General features: G+C 64.8%; 20 protein-coding genes and 1 tRNA gene. 8 read left to right on the top strand and 13 right to left on the bottom strand.

Features of this window, described 5'->3' with window-relative positions; genetic code table 11:
* Positions 1-52: 52 nt before the first annotated feature.
* The gene (gene aceE, locus ACGLHS_RS05290) at positions 53-2767 is read right to left on the bottom strand and encodes a pyruvate dehydrogenase (acetyl-transferring), homodimeric type (RefSeq protein ID WP_093237535.1); all 2715 of its coding nucleotides are present in this window, start codon (positions 2765-2767) and stop codon (positions 53-55) included.
* A gap of 219 nt (positions 2768-2986) precedes the next feature.
* Here aceE and ACGLHS_RS05285 point away from each other — a divergent pair, with 219 nt between their 5' ends.
* The 5 genes from ACGLHS_RS05285 (at position 2987) to ACGLHS_RS05265 (ending at position 9822) form a co-directional block, all read left to right on the top strand.
* The gene (locus ACGLHS_RS05285) at positions 2987-5527 is read left to right on the top strand and encodes a PAS domain S-box protein (RefSeq protein ID WP_093237534.1); all 2541 of its coding nucleotides are present in this window, start codon (positions 2987-2989) and stop codon (positions 5525-5527) included.
* Positions 5524-6156 (top strand): response regulator transcription factor, encoded by a 633-nt coding sequence (locus ACGLHS_RS05280; protein ID WP_012747279.1) that lies wholly within the window; start codon positions 5524-5526, stop codon positions 6154-6156. Before ACGLHS_RS05285 ends, ACGLHS_RS05280 begins: the two co-directional genes overlap by 4 nt.
* Positions 6157-6232: 76 nt before the next feature.
* On the top strand, positions 6233-7084 hold the full coding sequence (gene folD / locus ACGLHS_RS05275) for a bifunctional methylenetetrahydrofolate dehydrogenase/methenyltetrahydrofolate cyclohydrolase FolD (RefSeq protein ID WP_394477511.1): 852 nt from the start codon (positions 6233-6235) through the stop codon (positions 7082-7084).
* Positions 7085-7089: 5 nt separating this feature from the next.
* A complete protein-coding gene (locus tag ACGLHS_RS05270) occupies positions 7090-9147 on the top strand; it encodes a M3 family metallopeptidase (RefSeq protein WP_394477510.1) in 2058 nt (685 codons plus the stop codon).
* Positions 9148-9177: 30 nt separating this feature from the next.
* Positions 9178-9822, top strand: a complete 645-nt coding sequence (locus ACGLHS_RS05265; protein WP_394477509.1) for a glutaredoxin family protein — start codon at positions 9178-9180, stop codon at positions 9820-9822.
* A 19-nt stretch (positions 9823-9841) separates the two neighbouring features.
* On the opposite strand, the gene rpiA is transcribed toward ACGLHS_RS05265, so the two are convergent.
* Entirely contained in the window at positions 9842-10564 is a 723-nt protein-coding gene (gene rpiA, locus ACGLHS_RS05260) for a ribose-5-phosphate isomerase RpiA (RefSeq protein ID WP_394477508.1), read from the bottom strand.
* 40 nt (positions 10565-10604) lie between these two features.
* Here rpiA and ACGLHS_RS05255 point away from each other — a divergent pair, with 40 nt between their 5' ends.
* On the top strand, positions 10605-11684 hold the full coding sequence (locus ACGLHS_RS05255; RefSeq protein WP_394477507.1) for a quinone-dependent dihydroorotate dehydrogenase: 1080 nt from the start codon (positions 10605-10607) through the stop codon (positions 11682-11684).
* A gap of 18 nt (positions 11685-11702) precedes the next feature.
* Here ACGLHS_RS05255 and ACGLHS_RS05250 read toward each other — a convergent pair whose 3' ends face one another.
* The 4 genes from ACGLHS_RS05250 to ACGLHS_RS05235 all read right to left on the bottom strand — a co-directional run bounded on the left by ACGLHS_RS05250 (position 11703) and on the right by ACGLHS_RS05235 (position 14193).
* Positions 11703-12413, bottom strand: a complete 711-nt coding sequence (locus tag ACGLHS_RS05250) for a phage holin family protein (protein ID WP_093237528.1) — start codon at positions 12411-12413, stop codon at positions 11703-11705.
* Between the two features lie 63 nt (positions 12414-12476).
* On the bottom strand, positions 12477-12773 hold the full coding sequence (locus tag ACGLHS_RS05245) for a DUF883 family protein (RefSeq protein WP_093237527.1): 297 nt from the start codon (positions 12771-12773) through the stop codon (positions 12477-12479).
* A 161-nt stretch (positions 12774-12934) separates the two neighbouring features.
* The gene (locus ACGLHS_RS05240) at positions 12935-14038 is read right to left on the bottom strand and encodes an NAD(P)/FAD-dependent oxidoreductase (RefSeq protein WP_394477505.1); all 1104 of its coding nucleotides are present in this window, start codon (positions 14036-14038) and stop codon (positions 12935-12937) included.
* A gap of 32 nt (positions 14039-14070) precedes the next feature.
* Positions 14071-14193, bottom strand: a complete 123-nt coding sequence (locus tag ACGLHS_RS05235) for a stereocilin (RefSeq protein WP_394477503.1) — start codon at positions 14191-14193, stop codon at positions 14071-14073.
* A 294-nt stretch (positions 14194-14487) separates the two neighbouring features.
* On the opposite strand from ACGLHS_RS05235, the gene ACGLHS_RS05230 reads away from it, so the two are divergent.
* Together ACGLHS_RS05230 and ACGLHS_RS05225 are read left to right on the top strand one after the other, a co-directional pair.
* Positions 14488-15090, top strand: a complete 603-nt coding sequence (locus tag ACGLHS_RS05230) for an N-acetylmuramoyl-L-alanine amidase (RefSeq protein WP_394477501.1) — start codon at positions 14488-14490, stop codon at positions 15088-15090.
* Complete coding sequence (locus tag ACGLHS_RS05225) at positions 15081-15458, top strand: hypothetical protein (protein WP_394477499.1); 378 nt, start codon at positions 15081-15083, stop codon at positions 15456-15458. The genes ACGLHS_RS05230 and ACGLHS_RS05225 overlap by 10 nt, the downstream gene beginning before the upstream one ends.
* 68 nt (positions 15459-15526) lie before the next feature.
* Here the strand turns inward: ACGLHS_RS05225 and ACGLHS_RS05220 are convergent.
* From ACGLHS_RS05220 to iscU, 7 genes are all read right to left on the bottom strand, one after another.
* Positions 15527-15601: transfer RNA gene (locus ACGLHS_RS05220), tRNA-Val, on the bottom strand.
* 75 nt (positions 15602-15676) lie between these two features.
* Positions 15677-16384: a DNA polymerase III subunit epsilon gene (dnaQ, locus tag ACGLHS_RS05215; protein ID WP_093237523.1), complete on the bottom strand. Its 708-nt coding sequence runs from the start codon at positions 16382-16384 to the stop codon at positions 15677-15679.
* Positions 16384-16722, bottom strand: coding sequence for an ISC system 2Fe-2S type ferredoxin (gene fdx / locus ACGLHS_RS05210; RefSeq protein WP_013542153.1), 339 nt, complete (start codon positions 16720-16722; stop codon positions 16384-16386). The genes dnaQ and fdx overlap by 1 nt, the downstream gene beginning before the upstream one ends.
* 9 nt (positions 16723-16731) lie before the next feature.
* Entirely contained in the window at positions 16732-18591 is a 1860-nt protein-coding gene (gene hscA, locus ACGLHS_RS05205; protein ID WP_394477496.1) for a Fe-S protein assembly chaperone HscA, read from the bottom strand.
* A 4-nt stretch (positions 18592-18595) separates the two neighbouring features.
* Positions 18596-19114, bottom strand: coding sequence for a Fe-S protein assembly co-chaperone HscB (hscB, locus tag ACGLHS_RS05200; protein ID WP_093237748.1), 519 nt, complete (start codon positions 19112-19114; stop codon positions 18596-18598).
* A gap of 63 nt (positions 19115-19177) precedes the next feature.
* Positions 19178-19501 (bottom strand): iron-sulfur cluster assembly protein IscA, encoded by a 324-nt coding sequence (gene iscA / locus ACGLHS_RS05195; protein WP_093237520.1) that lies wholly within the window; start codon positions 19499-19501, stop codon positions 19178-19180.
* Position 19502: 1 nt separating this feature from the next.
* Positions 19503-19916 carry a Fe-S cluster assembly scaffold IscU gene (gene iscU / locus ACGLHS_RS05190; RefSeq protein WP_093237519.1) on the bottom strand — a complete coding sequence of 138 codons (414 nt, stop codon included), beginning with the start codon at positions 19914-19916 and terminating at the stop codon, positions 19503-19505.
* Positions 19917-19961: the final 45 nt, after the last annotated feature.

The raw sequence follows: 19961 nt of genomic DNA, 5'->3' as shown, positions 1-19961 counted from the left end.
CCGCCCCCGAGAGGGTCAAGCAAAGTGGTAAAGCCACTTTTGCTTGAGAGGGTCAGGCGTAGAGCGGATTGACCTTGTCGATGTTGATGCCGTACTTCTTGATCGCCTCGACCACCTTGGCCACCGGCACGGTGCCATCTTCGCTCAGCGCCTTGAGTGCGGCCACCACGATGTAGTGACGATTGATTTCAAAGTGCTCGCGCAGCTTGTTGCGGAAGTCGCTGCGGCCGAAGCCGTCTGTGCCCAGCACCTTGTAGGTACGGCCCTTCGGGATGAAGGGGCGGATCTGCTCTGCATAGGCCTTCATGTAGTCGGTCGATGCCACCACCGGGCCGGTCGAAGGCGCGAGTTGCTCGGCCACGAAGGGCACGCGCGGCGTCTGGTCGGGGTGCAGCAGGTTCCAGCGGTCGGCGTCCTGGCCGTCGCGCGTCAGCTCGTTGAAACTCGGGCAGCTCCACACGGAAGCCGACACGCCCCAGTCCTTCTCGAGCAGCTCTTGCGCTGCGAAGCTCTCACGCAGGATCGTGCCGCTGCCCAGCAGTTGCACGGTCGGCGACTTGGCCTTCAGTGCGGGGCCCTGTTTGGCCAGGTACATGCCCTTGATGATCTGCTCTTCGGTGCCGGGCTGCAGGCCGGGCATCGCGTAGTTCTCGTTGAGCAGCGTGATGTAGTAGTAGACGTTGTCCTGCTTCTCGACCATGCGCTTCAACCCGTGGTGCAGGATCACGCCCACTTCGTGCGCGAAGGTCGGGTCGTAGCTCACGCAGTTCGGAATGGTGTTGGCCAGGATGTGGCTGTGACCGTCTTCGTGCTGCAGGCCTTCGCCGTTCAGCGTGGTGCGCCCCGAGGTGCCGCCCAGCAGGAAACCGCGCGCCTGCATGTCGCCGGCCGCCCAGGCCAGGTCGCCGATGCGCTGGAAGCCGAACATCGAGTAGTACACGTAAAACGGCACCATGATGCGGTTGTTCGTGCTGTACGACGTGGCGGCAGCAATCCAGCTCGACATGCCGCCGGCTTCGTTGATGCCTTCCTGCAGGATCTGGCCGGCCTTGTCTTCCTTGTAGTACATGACCTGGTCCTTATCGACTGGGGTGTACTGCTGGCCATGCGGGTTGTAGATGCCGATCTGGCGGAACAACCCTTCCATGCCGAAGGTGCGTGCTTCGTCCACCAGGATGGGCACGACGCGCGGGCCGAGCGCCTTGTCGCGCAGCAGCTGCGTGAGGAAGCGCACATAAGCCTGCGTGGTCGAGATCTCGCGGCCTTCGGCCGTGGGTTCGAGCACCGCCTTGAAGGTGTCGAGCGCGGGCACCGTGAAGCTCTCGTCGGCCTTGACGCGGCGGTGCGGCAGGTAGCCGCCCAGTGCCTTGCGGCGCTCGTGCAGGTAGCGCATTTCCGGCGTGTCGTCGGCCGGCTTGTAGAACGGCAGCTCGGCGATCTGGCTGTCGGGAATCGGAATGTTGAAGCGGTCGCGGAAGGCCTTGATGTCTTCGTCGCCGAGCTTCTTGGTCTGGTGGACCGTGTTCTTGCCCTCGCCGATCTTGCCCATGCCGAAACCCTTGACGGTCTTGACGAGCAGCACGGTGGGCTGGCCCTTGTGGTTCTGGGCCGAATGGAAGGCAGCGTACACCTTCTGCGAGTCGTGACCGCCGCGCTGCAGGTTCCAGACCTCGTCGTCGGTCATGTGCTCGACCATCTTCAGCGTACGCGGGTCGCGGCCGAAGAAGTTCTTGCGAACGTAGGCGCCGTCATTGGCCTTGAACGACTGGTAGTCGCCGTCGTTGCACTCCATCATGATCTTGCGCAGCGCGCCGTCATGGTCCTTCTCGAGCAGGGCGTCCCAGCCCTTGCCCCAGATCAGCTTGACGACGTTCCAGTTGGCGCCGCGGAACTCGCCTTCGAGCTCCTGGATGATCTTGCCGTTGCCGCGCACCGGGCCGTCCAGGCGCTGCAGATTGCAGTTGATGACGAAGATCAGGTTGTCGAGGTTCTCGCGTGCGGCCAGGCCGATGGCGCCGAGCGATTCGACCTCGTCCATTTCGCCGTCGCCGCAGAACACCCACACCTTGCGGTTTTCGGTGTTGGCGATGCCACGCGCATGCAGGTACTTGAGGAAACGCGCCTGGTAGATGGCCATCAGCGGGCCCAGGCCCATCGACACGGTGGGGAACTGCCAGAACTCGGGCATCAGCTTGGGATGCGGATAGCTCGACAGGCCCTTGCCATCCACTTCCTGGCGGAAATTGAGCAGTTGCTCTTCGGAGAGGCGGCCTTCGAGGTAGGCGCGGGCATAGATGCCGGGCGATACGTGGCCCTGGATGTACAGCAGGTCGCCGCCGTGGTTTTCGCTCTCGGCGTGCCAGAAGTGGTTGAAGCCGGCGCCGAACATGCTGGCCAGCGAGGCGAAGGAGCCGATGTGGCCGCCCAGGTCACCGCCTTCGGCCGGGTGGTGGCGGTTGGCCTTGACCACCATCGCCATGGCGTTCCAGCGCATGTAGGCACGCAGGCGCTGTTCGATCTCGAGGTTGCCGGGGCTTCGGGCCTCCATCGAAGGCTCGATGGTGTTGACGTAGCCGGTATTGGCCGAGAACGGCATGTCGACGCTGTTCTGGCGGGCGTGTTCGAGCAGTTGTTCTAGAAGGAAGTGCGCCCGCTCGGGGCCCTCGCTCTGGATGACGGAAGACAGTGCATCCATCCATTCACGGGTCTCCTGGGCGTCCGCGTCATTCGCGGCCGAGCCGAACAGGTTCTCGGGATTTGCCGACATGCTTGTCTCTCCTTTTAGGGCTGTGGCTGTAATTTAGTGCGCTATGCAGCGAACGCGCGGGAGTTTCCCATAGAAATCTCAGAATTTCAAATGGCGCCTGACGATTTCTTAATGTGACATTTTGAAGATTCAGAAGAAGCGCGTGAACCCGACCGCGCCACGAGCAGTGGCACCGTGCCTTTTCGATGTTTCGCAGGGGGCATCCCCTAAACTCGGCCCATGTCCTTTCCCTCCCCGCTGGCGGCTGCCCGCAGTGCCGTGAATGCCTCGCCGTTGTCCTGGTGGCGCCGCTGGTGGCGCCGGCAGACGCCGGTGCTGCAGGACGCCGTCGCCATGCTCGCGCCGATGGCGGCCGTGCTGCTCTTTCTTGCGGCCATCGTCTCGGCCTTCTGGTATCTGCGCACCGAGGAAGTCGAGCGCGAGCAGGAGTCCGTGCGCCGCGACGTCGAGTACGCACAGCAGCGCATGCGGCTGCGCCTGCTCGAGCGGCAAGAGCAGCTGATGCGCATTGCGCGCGATGCCTCCAACCACGAGATCGACCCGATCGAGTTCACCAGCCGCGCCGAGTCTCTGGTCAGCCAGTTCCCCGAGCTGCAGACGATCACCTGGGTCGACGACCGCCGCCGCTTCAAGGCCGGCTATGCGGCACCCAGCGTGCACCCCGCGCAACAGCATCTGATCGGCGACGTGCTGCGCCCCGGTGACATCGAAAGCAACTACGCCCTGGCGCGCGAACTGCGCCAGCCGGTGTATTCACAACCCGTGGCCGGCGGCGACCCGCCAGCGATGCTGCAGCTGCATATTCCGCTGTTCGACCAGGGCCTGTTCGCGGGCGTTGTGCTCGGCGAGTTCTCGGTCGATGGCCTGCTGCGCTATGGCATGCCCTCCGAGGTACAGGCGCGCTACGCCGTCTCGCTGCTCGATGCCAAGGGCAACGTGATCGCCGGCAACACCACCAATCTGAAGGACAGCGGCACACGCCTGCTGCCATGGACCGAGCGCACCAACGAATACGAAGTGCCCGTGTCCCCGGTCGGCAATGCACTGGTGCTGCGCGCGCAGGCCTATCGCACCTCGCAGGGCGTGGTGGGCAACGGCCTGTTCTGGCTGGTCTGCGCGTTGAGCGTGCTCACGAGCTGGATGCTGATCGGCACCTGGCGCCACACCCGGCGACGACTGCAGGCACAGCAACGGCTGGTGGCCGAGACCAACTTCCGCCGCGCGATGGAAAACTCCATGCTGACCGGCATGCGCGTGCTCGACCTGCAGGGCCGCATCACCTACGTGAATGCCGCCTTCTGCGCGATGACGGGATGGAGCGAGGCCGAACTGGTCGGGCAATCGCCGCCCTTCCCCTATTGGCTGGAGTCCGACCGCGAGGTGATGAACGAACGCCTCGAAGAAGAACTGCACGGGCGCGCCCTGCCCGGCGGCTTCCAGGTCCGCGTGAAGCGCAAAAACGGCAGCGTGTTCAACGCCCGGCTCTATGTGTCGCCGCTGATCGACGCGCGCGGCCACCAGACCGGCTGGATGACCTCGATGACCGACATCACCGAGCCCACGCGCATCCGCGAGCAGCTCTCGGCGTCGTACGAGCGCTTCACCACGGTGCTCGAAGCCCTGGACGCCGCCGTGTCGGTCGCCCCCATCGGCAGCGAGGAACTGCTGTTCGCCAACAAGCTGTACCGCCTGTGGTTCGGCTCCGACACCGTGGGCCACCTGGGCATGGTGGCGCAGGCGGGCGTGCCGGCATCGAACGCGCACGACGAAGGCCTGGACGACGTCGACCCCTACGCCGGCCTGCCCATCGACACGCTGACCGCCGCGCAGACCGCCAACAACGAAATCTTCGTGCCGCACCTGGGCAAATGGCTCGAAGTGCGCTCGCGCTACCTGACCTGGGTCGACGGCCGCCTTGCGCAACTGGTGATTGCCACCGACATCACGCCGCGCCGCGACGCCGAGGAGCAAGCCGCGGCGCAAGCCGATCGCGCACAGGCCGCCAGCCGCCTCATCACGATGGGCGAAATGGCGTCGAGCGTGGCGCACGAACTCAACCAGCCGCTGACCGCCATCACCAACTACTGCAACGGGATGATGTCGCGCATCAAGGGCCAGACGATCGACAACGACGCACTGCTCGCCGCGTTGGAGAAGACGTCGAAGCAGGCCCAGCGCGCGGGCCAGATCATCCAGCGCATCCGCTCCTTCGTGAAGCGCAGCGAACCCAACCGCACGCCCGCTGACGTGGCGACCATGGTGAGCGAAGCGGTCGAGCTTGCCGGCATTGAACTGCGCCGCCGCAATGTGCGGCTGAACCACTACGTGGCCGCGCGGCTGCCGGTGGTGCGCGTCGACCCGATCCTCATCGAGCAGGTGATGGTCAACCTGCTGAAGAACGCGGCCGAATCCATCGACATCGCCGACCGCCCGCTGGCGCGCCGCAGCGTCGAACTCCGTGTGTTGCCGAAGGTTATCGAAGGTCATAACGCCATCGAGTTTTCGGTGCAGGACACCGGCAAGGGCCTGGCGCCGGAAGTGATGGACCGGCTCTACGAAGCCTTCTTTTCCACCAAGCCGGAAGGCATGGGCATCGGGCTCAATTTGTGCCGCACCATCGTCGAGTCGCACCGCGGCCGGATGCAGGCGGAGAACATCTACAATGGCCCGGATGTGATCGGATGCCGTTTTTCCTTCTGGATTCCGGTGTTGGACGCTATCAGTTCCGTAGCTAGCGACGAGGCAAAGGTACCTGCATGAGTTTGATTCCGAAGAAGGGCACGGTCTACGTCGTCGACGATGACGAAGCCGTACGCGATTCGCTGCAATGGCTGCTCGAAGGCAAGGACTACAGAGTCCGCTGTTTCGATTCCGCCGAATCCTTTCTCTCCCGATACGATCCGCGCGAAGTCGCCTGCTTGATCGTCGACATCCGGATGGCCGGCATGACCGGCCTCGAATTGCAGGATCGGCTGATCGAGAGGCGCTCCCCGCTGCCGATCGTGGTCATCACCGGCCATGGCGACGTGCCCATGGCGGTCGACAGCATGAAGAAGGGCGCCATGGATTTCATCCAGAAGCCTTTCAACGACGAAGAGCTCGTCACGCTGGTCGAGCGCATGCTCGAACATGCGCGCGGCGCGTTCACCCAGCACCAGCAGTCGGCCAGCCGCGACGCGCTGCTGTCCAAGCTCACGGGCCGCGAGGCGCAGGTGCTCGAGCGCATCGTCGCCGGCCGGCTGAACAAGCAAATTGCCGACGACCTCGGCATCAGCATCAAGACGGTGGAGGCGCACCGCGCCAACATCATGGAAAAGCTCAACGCCAACACCGTGGCCGATCTGCTCAAGATCGCCCTCGGACAGGCCGCACCGGCCGCCAAAGCCTAGAAGCTGTCCGACCGATAGCAATGGATGTCCCCCACGCCTGCGCAAGCGGGCGTTTTTACTTGGAAATTCGAAACCGATGACCGCCCAACTGATCGACGGCAATGCCCTCGCCAAAACCATCCGTGCCGAGGTCGCCGGCCGCACCGCCGCGCTGAAGGCCAGTGGCGTGAACCCGGCCCTCTCCATCATCCTCGTGGGCGACGACCCGGCGAGCCAGGTCTACACCAAGCACAAGGTCAACGACAGCACCGAGACCGGCCTGGAGGCCACGCTGGAGCGCTACCCCGCCGACATGAGCGAGGCCGACCTGCTCGCCCGTGTCCGCGCCCTCAACGACGATCCCAAGGTGCACGGCATCCTGGTACAACTGCCGCTGCCCAAGCACATGGACAGCCAGAAGGTCATCGAGACGATCTCGCCCGCGAAAGACGTCGACGGCTTCCACGTTGCCAGCGCCGGCGCCCTCATGACCGGCGCTCCCGGCTTCTGGCCCTGCACGCCGCACGGCTGCATGAAGATGCTCGAATCCATCGGCTACGACCTGCGCGGCAAGCACGCCGTGGTCATCGGCCGCAGCAACATCGTAGGCAAGCCGATGGCCATGATGCTGCTGGCCAAGAGCGCCACCGTGACCATCTGCCACAGCGCCACGCAAGACCTGGGTGCGCTCACACGCCAGGCCGACGTGGTCGTCGCCGCGGTCGGCAAGCTCAATCTGCTGACCGCCGACATGGTGAAGCCCGGCGCGGTCGTCATCGACGTGGGCATGAATCGCAAGGCAGACGGCAAGCTCGCGGGCGACGTCGATTTCGACGGCGTCAAGGAAGTGGCCAGCTGGATCACGCCCGTGCCGGGTGGCGTCGGCCCCATGACCCGCGCCATGCTGCTGGTCAATACCCTTGAAGCCGCGGAACGCGCCGCCAAGTAACTTCCATGGCCATGACGAACAACCCCCTCCTCGACTTCTCCGACCTTCCGCTGTTCGACCGCATCAAGCCGGAGCACGTTGCGCCCGCCGTCGATGCGCTGCTTGCCGAAGCCGAGACCGCACTGCAAACCGTCACGGCACCGGAGTTTCCTGCGGACTGGAATGCAATTTCGAAGGTGCTCGAAGTGGCGTCCGAACGCTTTGGGCGCGCCTGGAGCGCTGTAGGCCACCTCAACGCCGTGGCCGACACGCCAGAGCTGCGCGCCGCCTACAACGAAGCCATGCCCCGCGTGACCGCCTTCTGGACCAGCCTGGGCTCCGACGAGCGGCTCTACGCCAAGTACAAGGCCATCGATGTGGCCACGCTCAATGCCGAGCAGCGCCAGGCGCACCGCAACGCCGTGCGCAACTTCGTGCTGGGCGGCGCCGAACTGAAAGGCGAAGCCAAGAAGCGCTTTGCCGACATCCAGGAGCGCCAGGCCGAACTGAGCCAGAAGTTCAGCGAGAACGCGCTCGACGCCACCGATGCCTTCGCCTACTACGCGAAGCTGGGCGAGCTCGAAGGCGTGCCCGAAGACGTGGTGAGCGCGGCCCGCGCCGCCGCCGAAGCCGACGGCAAGGAAGGCTACAAGCTCACGCTCAAGATGCCCTGCTACCTGCCGGTGATGCAGTTTGCCAAGAGCAGCGCCTTGCGCGAAACGCTCTACCGCGCCTACGTCACGCGCGCCAGCGAATTCGGCGATGCTGCCCTCGACAACACGCCGCTGATCACCGAGATCCTTGCGCTGCGCGAAGAAGAGGCCAAGCTGCTCGGCTACAACAATTTCGGCGAGCTGTCTGTCGTGCCGAAGATGGCCGAATCGCCCGAGCAGGTCGTCAAGTTCCTGCGCGATCTCGCGACCAAGGCCAAGCCCTACGGCGAGCGCGACCTGGCCGACCTGCGTGCCTTCGCCTCGGAGCAACTGGGCATCACCGATCCGCAGCCTTGGGACTGGAGCTACATCGGCGAAAAGCTCAAGGAGGCGCGCTACGCCTTCAGCGAGCAAGAGGTGAAGCAGTACTTCCCTGCGCCGAAGGTGATGGCGGGCCTGTTCAAGATCGTCGAGACGCTGTTCGAAGTGTCGATCCGCCGCGACAGCGCGCCCACTTGGCACCCGAGCGTCGAGTTCTATCGCATCGAACGTGGCGGCCAGAAGGTCGGCCAATTCTACCTCGACCCCTCCGCGCGTGCAGCCAAGCGCGGCGGTGCCTGGATGGACGACGTGCGCGCCCGCTGGCTGCGCCCCGACAACGGCGTGCTACAAACGCCCGTGGCGCAATTGGTCTGCAACTTCGCCAGCGGCGTCGACGGCAAGCCGCCGCTGCTCACGCACGACGACGTGACCACCCTCTTCCACGAGTTCGGCCACGGCCTGCACCACATGCTCACGCAGGTGAACGAGCGCGACGTCTCGGGCATCAGCGGCGTCGAGTGGGATGCGGTCGAGCTGCCGAGCCAGTTCATGGAAAACTTCTGCTGGGAGTGGGACGTGCTCAGGCACATGACGGCCCATGTCGACACCGGCGAGCCACTGCCGCGCGCGCTGTTCGACAAAATGACCGCCGCCAAGAACTTCCAGAGCGGCCTGCAGACGCTGCGCCAGATCGAGTTCTCGCTGTTCGACATGCTGTTGCACACCGAGTACCACGCCGCCACCGCCAAGCCGGGCGATGTGATGGCGCTGCTCGGCAAGGTGCGCGCCGAAGTGGCAGTGATGCCCTCGCCGCCGTTCAGCCGCACGCCGAATACTTTCAGCCACATCTTCTCGGGCGGCTACGCGGCCGGCTACTACAGCTACAAGTGGGCCGAGGTGCTGAGCGCCGATGCCTACGCGGCCTTCGAAGAAACCGTGGGTGCCGATGGCGAGCCGAACATCGAGACCGGCCGCAAGTACCGCCAGGCCATCCTGGAAGCCGGCGGCAGCCGCAGCGCCATGGATTCGTTCAAGGCTTTCCGCGGCCGCGAACCCCAGCTTGATGCGCTGTTGCGACACCAGGGCATGGCGCAGGCACAGCCCGCTTGATGCGGCGCTGAAGCTTGCGATACTCGGGCGATGTATCCGATCTCTTACAAATTCCCGCTGCATCGCCTGGCTGGCCTCGCCCTTGTGCTCGTCGCTGCGAGCGCCATGGCACAGCCGGTCTACCGCCAGGTCGACAAAAACGGCAAGGTCACCTTCTCGGACCGCGCCCCCTCGGCCAGCGCCGAGCAGGCGGCGGGGCCGCAAGGAGGCATCAGCTCACCGGCCAATGCGGGGCTTCCGTATGAACTGCGACAAGTGGCGCAGCGCTACCCGGTCACGCTGTACAGCAGCGAAGACTGCGCCCCTTGCGGCGAAGCGCGCACGCTGCTCACCACCCGAGGCATTCCCTTCGAGGAACGCACGATCAAGAGCAATGAAGAGGTCGAGGCGCTGCAACGCATGAGCAGCCAGACGGCGCTGCCGCTGCTCACGATCGGATCGCAGCAGCTCAAGGGCTACTCGGACGGCGACTGGTCGAAGTACCTCGATGCGGCCGGATACCCCAAGAGCAACATCCTGCCCGCTGGCTACCGCAACGCGCCGGCCCGGCCGCTGATTGCCCAGCAGGCGGCGCCTGCACCGCGCCCTGCGGCGACGGCACCGGCGGTGCAACCCGCGCCGCCGCCGGCATCGAGCGAGCCGAGCCCCAACAACCCGGCCGGCATCAAGTTCTGACCCTGCCCGGTTCGCCTCTTCAGGCGAACTGCATCGTCTTCACGCCCGTGGCCGTGCCCAGCAGGCATACGTTGGCCTTCTGGTGCGCGAAAACGCCGACCGTCACCACGCCCGGCCATTGGCTCACTTCGGATTCGAAGGCGAGCGGGTCGCTGATCTGCAGGCCGGTCACATCGACGATGTGCTGGCCGTTGTCGGTCACCAGGGGCAAGCCGTCCTTCTCGCGAACCTGCGCAATGCCGCCCATGCTGGCGAACTGGCGCATCACGCGCTGTGCGGCCATCGGGATCACTTCGACCGGCAACGGGAAGGCGCCGAGCGTGCCGACAAGCTTGGACTCGTCGGCAATGCAGACGAACTTGCGCGACTGCGCCGCAACGATCTTCTCGCGTGTGAGCGCCGCGCCACCGCCCTTCACCATGAAGCCCCGGTGGTCGATTTCGTCGGCGCCGTCGATGTAGACGGCCAGTTCTTCCACCTCGTTGCTGTCGAAAACCGGAATGCCCAGCGCACGCAGCCGCTCGGTCGAGGCCACCGAACTGGAGACGGCGCCCTTGATCTGGTCCTTGATCGTGGCCAGCGCGTCGATGAACTTGTTGACCGTCGAGCCGGTGCCGACCCCGACGATCTCGCCCTTGACCACATAGGCCAGCGCGGCACGGCCGACCTGGGCCTTGAGTTCGTCCTGGGACAGCGGGGCGGAGGCTGCGGGAGCGGAAGATGGGGAGGCGGGTGCGGTCATCGCGGAGAATCCTTGGCTCATTGAAGTCGAGAATTATCCGATGCCCCTGCTGATGCCCTCCTCGCTCTACGGCCTGGCCCGCCCTTTCCTCTTTGGTTTCGACCCCGAACACGCCCATGAACTGACGCTCGACGGACTGGCGCGCACGCAGAACACGCCGCTGGCCTGCGCGTATTCCGCGCCACGCGTCGACGACCCCATCCAGCTCGCCGGGCTGACTTTTCCGAACCGCGTGGGCCTGGCGGCCGGCCTCGACAAGAACGCGCGCTGCATCGACGCCTTCTCTGCCATGGGTTTCGGCTTTGTCGAAGTCGGCACGGTGACGCCGAAGGCGCAGCCCGGGAACCCCAAGCCGCGCATGTTCCGCCTGCCGCAGCGCGACGCGCTGATCAACCGGCTCGGCTTCAACAACGAGGGGCTGGACGCCTTTCTTGCCAACGTGCAGAAGGCGCGCTTTCGCAAGGCCGGTGGCGGTGCGAAGGCACCGATGCTGCTGGGCCTGAACATCGGCAAGAACGCCGCCACGCCGATCGAGCGCGCGGTGGACGACTACCTGGCCTGCCTCGACGGCGTGTACCCGCATGCCGACTACGTGACGATCAACATTTCGAGCCCCAACACCGCCAACCTGCGATCGCTGCAGAGCGACGAAGCGCTCGATGCGCTGCTGGGCGCGGTGGCCGAGCGACGCGAAACGCTGGCGGCGCGCCACAACAAGCGCTCGCCACTGTTCGTGAAAATCGCACCCGATCTCGATGAAGCCCAGGTCGCAGTCATTGCCGCCACCCTGAAACGGCACGGCATGGATGGCGTAATCGCCACCAACACCACGCTCGCGCGTGATGCAGTCGCCGGCCTGCCTCATGCCGAGGAAGCGGGCGGACTGTCGGGAGCGCCGGTGCGCGAAGCCAGCAACCGCGTCATTGCGCAATTGCGTGCAGCACTGGGGAAGGATTTCCCGATCATCGGGGTCGGGGGCATCCTGAGTGCGGCCGATGCAAAGGCCAAGGTCGCGGCCGGTGCGGATGTGGTGCAGATCTATACGGGGTTGATCTACCGCGGCCCCGGGCTGGTCCGCGAAGCGGCTCAGGCGCTGCTGCGGGACCGCAGCAAGGCCTGAGGCTTTTTCTTCTCTTCTTCAGCGCATGCGCCAGAGAATCGGCGCAATGACTGCGGCCCAGCGCAGCAGGCGCTTGGGGCGGATCACCACGACGGCAGCTGCCGCGACCACGCCAGTGGCCACGGGATGCGCCTTTGCGATACGCAACGCCGCAGCGGCCGCTGTCTCATTGGGCGGTGGTTCGGCAGCGGCGCTTGCGGGCTGGGTCTCGCGACCGCCCTGCATCGTTGCGATGCGCTCGCGCTGACGGTCCATGCGCGCCAACAGTTCTTCGCGCGTGGCCGGTCGCGGGGGACGTGGCTCGTCTTCGTGCTGTTCCGGGTCTTTGCCAAGGCCGAAACGGTCCTGCACCCAGGCCCAGTCGCGCTCGAACTCATGGCGCGTCGGAATGAAGTTGCTGGACGCGTTGCGCAAGGTCAGCAGCAGGCCGATGGCCGCAGCAAGCCAGAGCGCAACCCACACACCGGCCACCCACCAGGCGGCCGTGGCGCGATACGGCGTGTCCCAGAAGTGCACCACCACCGCCATCGACAACAGGGCCACCGCCACCGTGGTCAGGCCCAGCACGGCAACCACGAACACGAGCATCAGCTTCAGGCGCTGCTTCTCGTCTTCCCAGGTCATGCGCAGCAGCTGCACCCGGTCTTCGGCCGCCAGAGCGCCTTCGGCGGCGGCTATGCGCAGCCGGCGAATCCGGGCATCGAGTCCGAACAGGGACCGTAGCCTCATGGGCTGGCTCCGTCAGTACGCCGGCAAGCCGGCGGGACGATGCCGCAGTGCGCGCTCAGGTGATCAGCGGCGGCCAAGCAACAGGCCCACCAGCACGCCGACCGCCAGTGCGGCGCCAGCGATCTGCCATGGTTCGTCGTGTGCGTAGGCGTTGGTGGCGGAGGCCGCGTCGCGCGCCTTCTTGGCAGCGAGCTTGCTCTTTTCGGCGGCGAGCTCGCGCGCGATGGCGAGCTTGGTGTCGATGCGTTGGCGAAGCGCCTTGATGTGGGGAACCGAATCCAGGTCCTTGCTGGCCAGCACGCCGCGCACGTCGCTTGCGATGTCTTCAGCTGCTGCTTCAAGATTTTGGGATGCACTCATTGGAATCTTTCCTCCGTGATGACACCGGCACCGCGCCGGCGGCTTCACGCCAGCATATGGCGTGCTGTCATGTTACAGGCTCGAAAGCCCCTCATGCGCGACAGATGTGCGGACTTGTGCCCGCGATCGCACGTCGAGGCCTTTCCATGCGCCCTGCTGGCTCAAGCGTCGGCCAGCATGGCGGCCACATAACGGCCGATGGCAAGGCTGCTCGTGAGGCCCGGGGACTCGATGCCGAAGAGGTTCACCACCCCCGGCACACCATGCGCCTCGGGCCCGTCGATCACGAAGTCGGCGGCCGGTTCGCCGGGGCCGGAAATCTTGGGCCGCATGCCCGCATAACCCGGGATCAGCGCGCCGTCGGGCAAGGCGGGCCAGTACTTTCGCACCTCGGCATAGAAGCCCTCGCCGCGCGCCGGGTCCACCACCAGGTCATCGGCGGAAGCGACCCATTGCACGTCGGGTCCGAACTTGGCTTGCCCGCCCAGGTCGACAGTCAGATGCACCCCCAGGCCGCCCGGCTCGGGCACGGGGTAGATGAGTCGACCAAAAGGTGCCTTGCCCGACAGGGTGAAGTAGTTGCCCTTGGCGAAGTATTCCGTTGGAACCGCTGCAGCGGGCAGGCCTTCGAAACGCCGGGCCAGCGCGGGCGCGCCGAGGCCCGCTGCATTGACGACGCTGCGGCAGCGCAGCGTGGTGCCGTCTTCCGCGATCAGCACGATGGCGTCGCTTTCGCATTCCGCACGCGTGATGGGCGATTTCAGCGCCAGCATGCCGCCCGCGTTCTCCAGGTCGCCCAAGAGGCTGAGCATGAGTGCGTGGCTGTCGACGATCCCGGTGCTCGGTGAGTGCAGCGCCGCCACGCAATGCAGTTGCGGCTCCATCGCGATGGCCTGCTCGGCACTGATCTGCACCAGGTCATCGACGCCGTTGGCCGCGGCCTTCGCCCGGATGGCGTCGAGCTGGCCAGCCTGCTCCGCCGAAGTCGCCACGATGAGCTTGCCGCAACGCTGGTGCGGCACGCCGCGCTCTGCCGCGTAGGCGTACAGCAGTTGCTTGCCCTCCACGCAAAGCCTCGCCTTGAGCGAGCCCTGCGGGTAGTAGATGCCCGCGTGAATCACTTCGCTGTTGCGCGAACTGGTCCCGGTGCCGATGGCACCTTCGGTTTCGAGCACCAGCACTTCCCGGCCGGCGAGCGCCAATGCGCGCGCCACGGCCAGCCCCACCACACCACCGCCGATGACGACGCAATCGATTTCGTCCATCGTGCGAGCTTAGCGCGGCTCGCGCGCGGGAATCACGACACGGTGGGTGGTGGCTCGGGGTCGGTGGGTTCGTCGGGCGGCGGACTTGGCCCTTCGTCGGGCTCGACGGGCAGGTTCGGCATGACAGGCGTCGGAAAATCAGGATGGGTGGCCACGGTCGCTCTCCTTTCCCTGCCGTTGTAGGCCGCTGCACGAAGGTCTGCGCCGGCGCCAAGCTGCACTTGCCGTCAGCGCGCACTGACAGCTCCGTTGGTCAACGCGCCTTGTGCCATCACAGGGGCCCGCAGAGACGGGCATTGCCATCGATCGCGACATCGCAACCGTGCGCAGGGCCCGCGAAACGCCTCCCTGCTGTACTACTTCCTTCGGCTTTGAAATCCCCAGTGGGTGTGTTGTACTTTCACGCGCTGCCACAGCTCGGCCAAGCCTTGTTTTCTTGAGGGAGAGAAATGTCCACCATCGATGCAAACGGGATGCTGATCGATCCCAAGGTGATTCTTCGGCGTTCGTCCGGAATCGAACACGGCGCGCTTCCCAGTGTGCTGGCCATCGTCGTTCACCAAACCGACTCGTCGACTGCCGAAGCCAGTCTCAACGGCTACCAGGTGGGCGGCAACGGCGCCCACTTCCTGATCGACAAGAACGGCCAGATCTACCAGACCGCCAGCGTCTATGCGCGCTGCTACCACGTCGGGAAGCTCATCAAGTCGAAGTGCCTGACCGTCAACAAGAGCAGTTGCGACACGGCCGCGATGGCCAAGATGCTGGCGATGTCCTGGACAAGCCAGATCAACGCGTTGGATGCACACGAACGCGCCAAGTCGTATCCCGACCGCTATCCAGTGAACAGCGACGCCATCGGCATCGAGCTGGTCGGTATGCACATCGACGACAAGACCTATGAGGCTGTGACGGCGGCGCAGAACACATCGCTCCAGTGGCTGATCGATGCGCTGTATGTGCAGTTCAACCTGAAGTCGAGCGACGTCTACAGGCATCCGACGGTCTCTTACAAGAACCCGGGCGAAGCGAGTTCAGCGGTATGGAAATGAGAGCTCGCGTCGTTGCGCTGATGGCGGCCGCGATGCTCGCGACATCTTGCGCTGCACCCGATGCCGCATTCACGAACATCTACATGGCCGACTTCCATTCCGACGAACCGGCCAGCTGCCGCACCTCCGACGTGCCGCAGAGCCATGGCAAGGCGCAGGAGTTCTTCTCGCGAGCCCGGCAGGTCGACTACAAGACCTTGCACGACAACTACGAGCTCGCGCCCTGCTATGTCGAGGGCACGCTGAACCGGCAGGGCAAGTCGTGCGACTGGCAGATTCGCGCCGGTGCCACGGGTTCGGTTCAATGCGGGGAGCAGAAGCTGTACTTTGCGTGCGATAGCTGCAATGACCTGTTCGGAGCCAAGTAGCTCCGGTCGTTTCGAGCAGCGCCCAAAACAAAAAAGCGACCTGGAAATCCAGGTCGCTTTTAAAAGTATGGTGGGCGGTGGAGGCTTCGAACCTCCGACCCCAGCAGTGTGAATGCTGTGCTCTACCCCTGAGCTAACCGCCCTTGACGCTGCTGTTTGACTGCAGCGTCTTGAAAACGTATCGCGTTCTGCGAAGCCTCAGATTATGCCACAGCTTTTTACGCGTTTTGGCGAAACAAGGTCTTGCCGTTGCTTGATTTGTCGAGTTGCGTCAGCACGGTCTCGTGCGCGGTCAGTTCATGCTCGGCCGCGAGGATCACCGGCAGCTCGAACTGGCTCAGGTCAACCGCCACCACGGTAGTGCCCTGCGCGGGCTCGTTCGAGGCCACATCGATCAGCAGCGCATCCTGTCCGCGCGTCAGGTTGATATAGACGTCGGCCAGCAGTTGGGCGTCGAGCTTGGCGCCGTGGAAGGTGCGGTTCGAGCGATCGACACCGAAGCGGTCGCACAGTGCATCGAGCGAATTGCGCTTGCCCGGGTACACCAGCTTCGCCATGGCCAGCGTGTCAGTCACTTCGCTGACGAAACTGCGCAGCGGCGGCAACCCCGCCATCTCAAGTTCCTTGTTGAGGAAGCCGACGTCGAAGGCCGCGTTGTGGATGATCAGCTCGGCGCCTCGCAGGTACTCGACGATGTCGTTGGCCAGCGTCGCAAACTTCGGCTTGTCGCGCAGGAAGTCGGTCGTCAGGCCGTGCACCTTGAGCGCGTCTTCATGGCTCTCGCGCTCGGGGTTGAAGTAGATGTGCAGATCGTTGCCCGTGAGCTTGCGGGCAAACAGCTCGACGCAGCCAAGCTCGATGACGCGGTCGCCGTTCTCGGCGGACAGGCCGGTGGTTTCGGTATCGAGGACGATCTGGCGCGACATCAGTGATTTTCCTTTGCGTGGTTGATCGAGTACTTGGGAATCTCGATCGTCACATTCTCCTGCGCCAGGATCGATTGGCAACTCAGCCGCGATTGCGGCTCCAGGCCCCATGCGCGGTCGAGCAGGTCTTCTTCACCCTCTTCCGCTTCGTTGAGCGAGTTGAAGCCTTCACGCACGATGACGTGGCAGGTGGTGCAGGCACAGCTCATCTCGCAGGCATGCTCGATGTTGATGTGGTTGTCGAGCAGCGCTTCGCAGATCGAGGTACCGGCGGGCGCGGTGATCTCGGCGCCTTGCGGGCAGTACTCGGGGTGCGGGTAGATCTTGATCGTGGGCATGTTGTTGTTCTAGAGAGATTCGACCTTGCGGCCAGCCAGCGCACGCGCAATGCCTGCGTTCATGCGCTGGGCGGCGAAGGCCTCGGTGTCATTGGCCAGGGCCTTCGTGACGGCTTCGATGACCGCGGCTTCATTGCCTTTGGCGGCTTCGCGCAGCTTCGCCATCGAGGCATCGATCACCGCGCGCTCGCTGTCGTTCAGCAGGTCGCCATCGGCATTCAGTGCGCTTTGCGTGGCGAGCAGCATGCGGTCTGCATCGACCCGCGCCTCCACCAGTGCGCGAGCCTGGATGTCCTGCTGCGCAGTGGAGAAGCTCTCTTGCAGCATGGTCGCGATCTGCTCGTCAGAGAGACCGTACGACGGCTTGACTGCAACGCTGGCCTCGACGCCGCTGCCCTGCTCCTTGGCACTGACACTCAACAGGCCATCAGCGTCGACAGTGAAGGTCACGCGAATACGTGCCGCACCTGCCGCCATCGGCGGGATGCCACGCAGCGTGAAGCGCGCGAGGCTGCGGCAATCGGCCACCAGGTCGCGCTCGCCCTGCACCACGTGCAGTGCAAGAGCGGTCTGGCCGTCCTGGTAGGTCGTGAAGTCCTGCGCCATCGCCGTGGGGATGGTCTGGTTGCGCGGCACGATGCGCTCGACCAGGCCGCCCATGGTTTCGATGCCCAGCGACAGCGGAATCACATCGAGCAGCAGCAGTTCGCCCGCGCCGTTGTTGCCGGCCAGTTGATTGGCCTGGATCGCTGCGCCCAGCGCCACGACTTCGTCGGGGTTCAGGTTGACCAGCGGTTCACGACCGAAAAAATCGGCCACGGCACGGCGGACCTGCGGCATGCGCGTGGAACCGCCGACCAGCACGATGCCTTGCAGGTCGTCCGGCTTGAGCTTTGCATCGCGCAGCGCCTTGCGCACGGCAGTGATCGTGCGATCGGTGAGCGGCTTTGTCGCCGCGTCGAAATGCTCGCGCGTCAGGTCGAACTGAACGGTGATGTTCGCCACATCGGCGCGGAAGGCGATCGAATTCGAATCGGTCAACGCTTCCTTCGCGGCGCGGGCGGCCACCAGCATGGCGGCCTTGTCGTTGTCGCTGCCGGCTTGCAGGCCGGTTTGGGCCAGCACGAAGTCGGCAAGCGCATGGTCGTAGTCGTCGCCGCCGAGCGCCGAGTCGCCGCCCGTCGCAATCACCTCGAACACGCCCTGCGCAAGCCGCAGGATCGAGATGTCGAAGGTGCCGCCACCGAGGTCGTAGACGGCGTAGACGCCCTCGCTCGCGTTGTCCAGGCCGTAGGCAATGGCCGCGGCCGTGGGTTCGCTGATCAGGCGCAGCACATTGAGTCCGGCGAGTTGCGCGGCATCCTTGGTGGCCTGGCGCTGGCCTTCGTCGAAGTAGGCCGGCACGGTGATGACCGCGCCATAGAGCTCATCGTCGAAGGTGTCTTCGGCCCGATAGCGCAGCGTCGCCAGGATCTCGGCACTGATCTCGACAGGCGACTTTTCGCCAGCCTGGGTCTGCACCTTCACCATGCCGCCATCGCTGCCCTCGATGCGATAGGACATCGCTTCGCGGTTCGCGATGTCGGCGAGTCCGCGCCCCATGAGCCGCTTGACGGAAGTGATGGTGTTGGTCGGGTCCTGCGCGCGTGCGGCAACCGCGTCGAAGCCGATCTGCCGACGGTCGCCGTCCAGGTAGCGTACGGCCGAGGGCAGCAGCACGCGGCCCTGATCGTCGGGCAGGCATTCGGCCACGCCATTGCGCACCGAGGCCACCAGCGAGTGCGTGGTGCCAAGGTCGATGCCCACGGCGATGCGGCGCTGATGCGGATCAGGCGCCTGGCCGGGTTCGGAAATCTGAAGAAGAGCCATGCCGTTATTGTCCCAACTGATCGAATTTGGCTTCGACGTCCTGTCCGAAGCGCTCAATGAACATGAGGGCTCTCACCTGCTGCGCGGCGGCGGGGTAGTCGCCCTTCTCGTCGATCAGCCAATCGAGCGATGAAAGCGCGCGTGCACGTGCGGCCTCGACCTCGGCTTGCAGCTTGTCGAGCGCATCGGCACCGTCGACATCGTCGAGCGCCTCGCGCCACTCCATCTGCTGCATCAGGAAGTCGGGTGGCATCGCCGTGTTGTTCTCGGCGTTCACGGGGGCGTCGTGCAGCCCGCAGATGTAGCTTGCGCGTCGCACCGGGTCCTTGAGCCGTTGGTACGCCTCGTTGATGCGCACCGACCACTGCATGGCCACGCGTTGCGCCGCAGCCCCTTGCGCGGCAAAACGGTCGGGGTGCGCCTCGCGCTGCAGTTCTTTCCACCGGGCGTCGAGCACGGCGCGGTCCTGCGCGAAAGTGGCAGGAACGGCAAACAGTTGGAAGTCGGTGTCGTTGAGATTCATGGCAAGAAAAAACCGCCAGCACATGACATGGTGGCGGCTGTGGTCGCAATCAGCGACGGCGCATCAGATGCGAAAGCTTTCCCCGCAGCCGCAACGGTCGCGCTCGTTCGGGTTGATGAACTTGAAGCCCTCGTTCAGGCCTTCGCGCACGAAGTCGAGCTGCGTGCCGTCGATGTAGGCCAAGCTCTTCGGGTCGACCAGCACCTTCACGCCGTGGTCTTCGAACACCACGTCTTCAGGCGTGAGTTCGTCGACGTACTCGAGCTTGTAGGCAAGGCCGGAGCAGCCGGTGGTCTTCACGCCCAGCCGCACACCCACGCCCTTGCCTCGCTTGCCGAGGTAGCGGGTGACGTGTCGCGCAGCGGCTTCGGTCAGCGTGACGGCCATGTCAGTGGACGGCTTCCGCTTGGTCGGCTTTGACGCCGTGCTTGGCCTTGTAGTCGCTCACTGCGGCCTTGATGGCGTCTTCGGCCAGGATGGAGCAGTGAATCTTGACCGGCGGCAATGCCAGCTCTTCGGCGATCTGCGCGTTCTTGAGCGCAGCGGCTTCGTCGAGCGTCTTGCCCTTGACCCACTCGGTCACGAGCGAGGACGAAGCGATGGCGGAGCCACAGCCGTAGGTCTTGAAGCGTGCGTCTTCGATCACGCCGGTTTCGGGGTTGACCTTGATCTGCAGCTTCATGACGTCGCCGCAAGCCGGTGCGCCGACCATGCCGGTGCCCACCGTGTCGTCGCCCTTTTCGAAGGAGCCGACGTTGCGTGGATTTTCGTAGTGGTCGATGACCTTGGATGAATATGCCATGGTGTACCTCTCAAACTTTGTTCAATCGTGGAGCGCTGGGCAAGC

This window comes from Variovorax sp. VaC1 (assembly GCF_043658315.1).
Taxonomy (GTDB): Bacteria; Pseudomonadota; Gammaproteobacteria; order Burkholderiales; family Burkholderiaceae_C; genus Variovorax.
This window is presented reverse-complemented; position numbering and strand designations above follow the sequence as displayed.

Coding starts and splice junctions, on each gene's coding strand:
- hscB (WP_093237748.1), bottom strand. CDS start 19,114: ATGAATCTCAACGACACCGACTTCCAACTGTTTGCCGTTCCTGCCACT.
- rpiA (WP_394477508.1), bottom strand. CDS start 10,564: ATGACCGCACCCGCCTCCCCATCTTCCGCTCCCGCAGCCTCCGCCCCG.
- iscA (WP_093237520.1), bottom strand. CDS start 19,501: ATGGCCGTCACGCTGACCGAAGCCGCTGCGCGACACGTCACCCGCTAC.
- ACGLHS_RS05285 (WP_093237534.1), top strand. CDS start 2,987: ATGTCCTTTCCCTCCCCGCTGGCGGCTGCCCGCAGTGCCGTGAATGCC.
- ACGLHS_RS05230 (WP_394477501.1), top strand. CDS start 14,488: ATGTCCACCATCGATGCAAACGGGATGCTGATCGATCCCAAGGTGATT.
- iscU (WP_093237519.1), bottom strand. CDS start 19,916: ATGGCATATTCATCCAAGGTCATCGACCACTACGAAAATCCACGCAAC.
- folD (WP_394477511.1), top strand. CDS start 6,233: ATGACCGCCCAACTGATCGACGGCAATGCCCTCGCCAAAACCATCCGT.
- ACGLHS_RS05280 (WP_012747279.1), top strand. CDS start 5,524: ATGAGTTTGATTCCGAAGAAGGGCACGGTCTACGTCGTCGACGATGAC.
- aceE (WP_093237535.1), bottom strand. CDS start 2,767: ATGTCGGCAAATCCCGAGAACCTGTTCGGCTCGGCCGCGAATGACGCG.
- ACGLHS_RS05245 (WP_093237527.1), bottom strand. CDS start 12,773: ATGAGTGCATCCCAAAATCTTGAAGCAGCAGCTGAAGACATCGCAAGC.
- dnaQ (WP_093237523.1), bottom strand. CDS start 16,384: ATGTCGCGCCAGATCGTCCTCGATACCGAAACCACCGGCCTGTCCGCC.
- hscA (WP_394477496.1), bottom strand. CDS start 18,591: ATGGCTCTTCTTCAGATTTCCGAACCCGGCCAGGCGCCTGATCCGCAT.
- ACGLHS_RS05270 (WP_394477510.1), top strand. CDS start 7,090: ATGGCCATGACGAACAACCCCCTCCTCGACTTCTCCGACCTTCCGCTG.
- ACGLHS_RS05265 (WP_394477509.1), top strand. CDS start 9,178: ATGTATCCGATCTCTTACAAATTCCCGCTGCATCGCCTGGCTGGCCTC.
- ACGLHS_RS05225 (WP_394477499.1), top strand. CDS start 15,081: ATGGAAATGAGAGCTCGCGTCGTTGCGCTGATGGCGGCCGCGATGCTC.
- ACGLHS_RS05255 (WP_394477507.1), top strand. CDS start 10,605: ATGCCCCTGCTGATGCCCTCCTCGCTCTACGGCCTGGCCCGCCCTTTC.
- fdx (WP_013542153.1), bottom strand. CDS start 16,722: ATGCCCACGATCAAGATCTACCCGCACCCCGAGTACTGCCCGCAAGGC.
- ACGLHS_RS05250 (WP_093237528.1), bottom strand. CDS start 12,413: ATGAGGCTACGGTCCCTGTTCGGACTCGATGCCCGGATTCGCCGGCTG.
- ACGLHS_RS05240 (WP_394477505.1), bottom strand. CDS start 14,038: ATGGACGAAATCGATTGCGTCGTCATCGGCGGTGGTGTGGTGGGGCTG.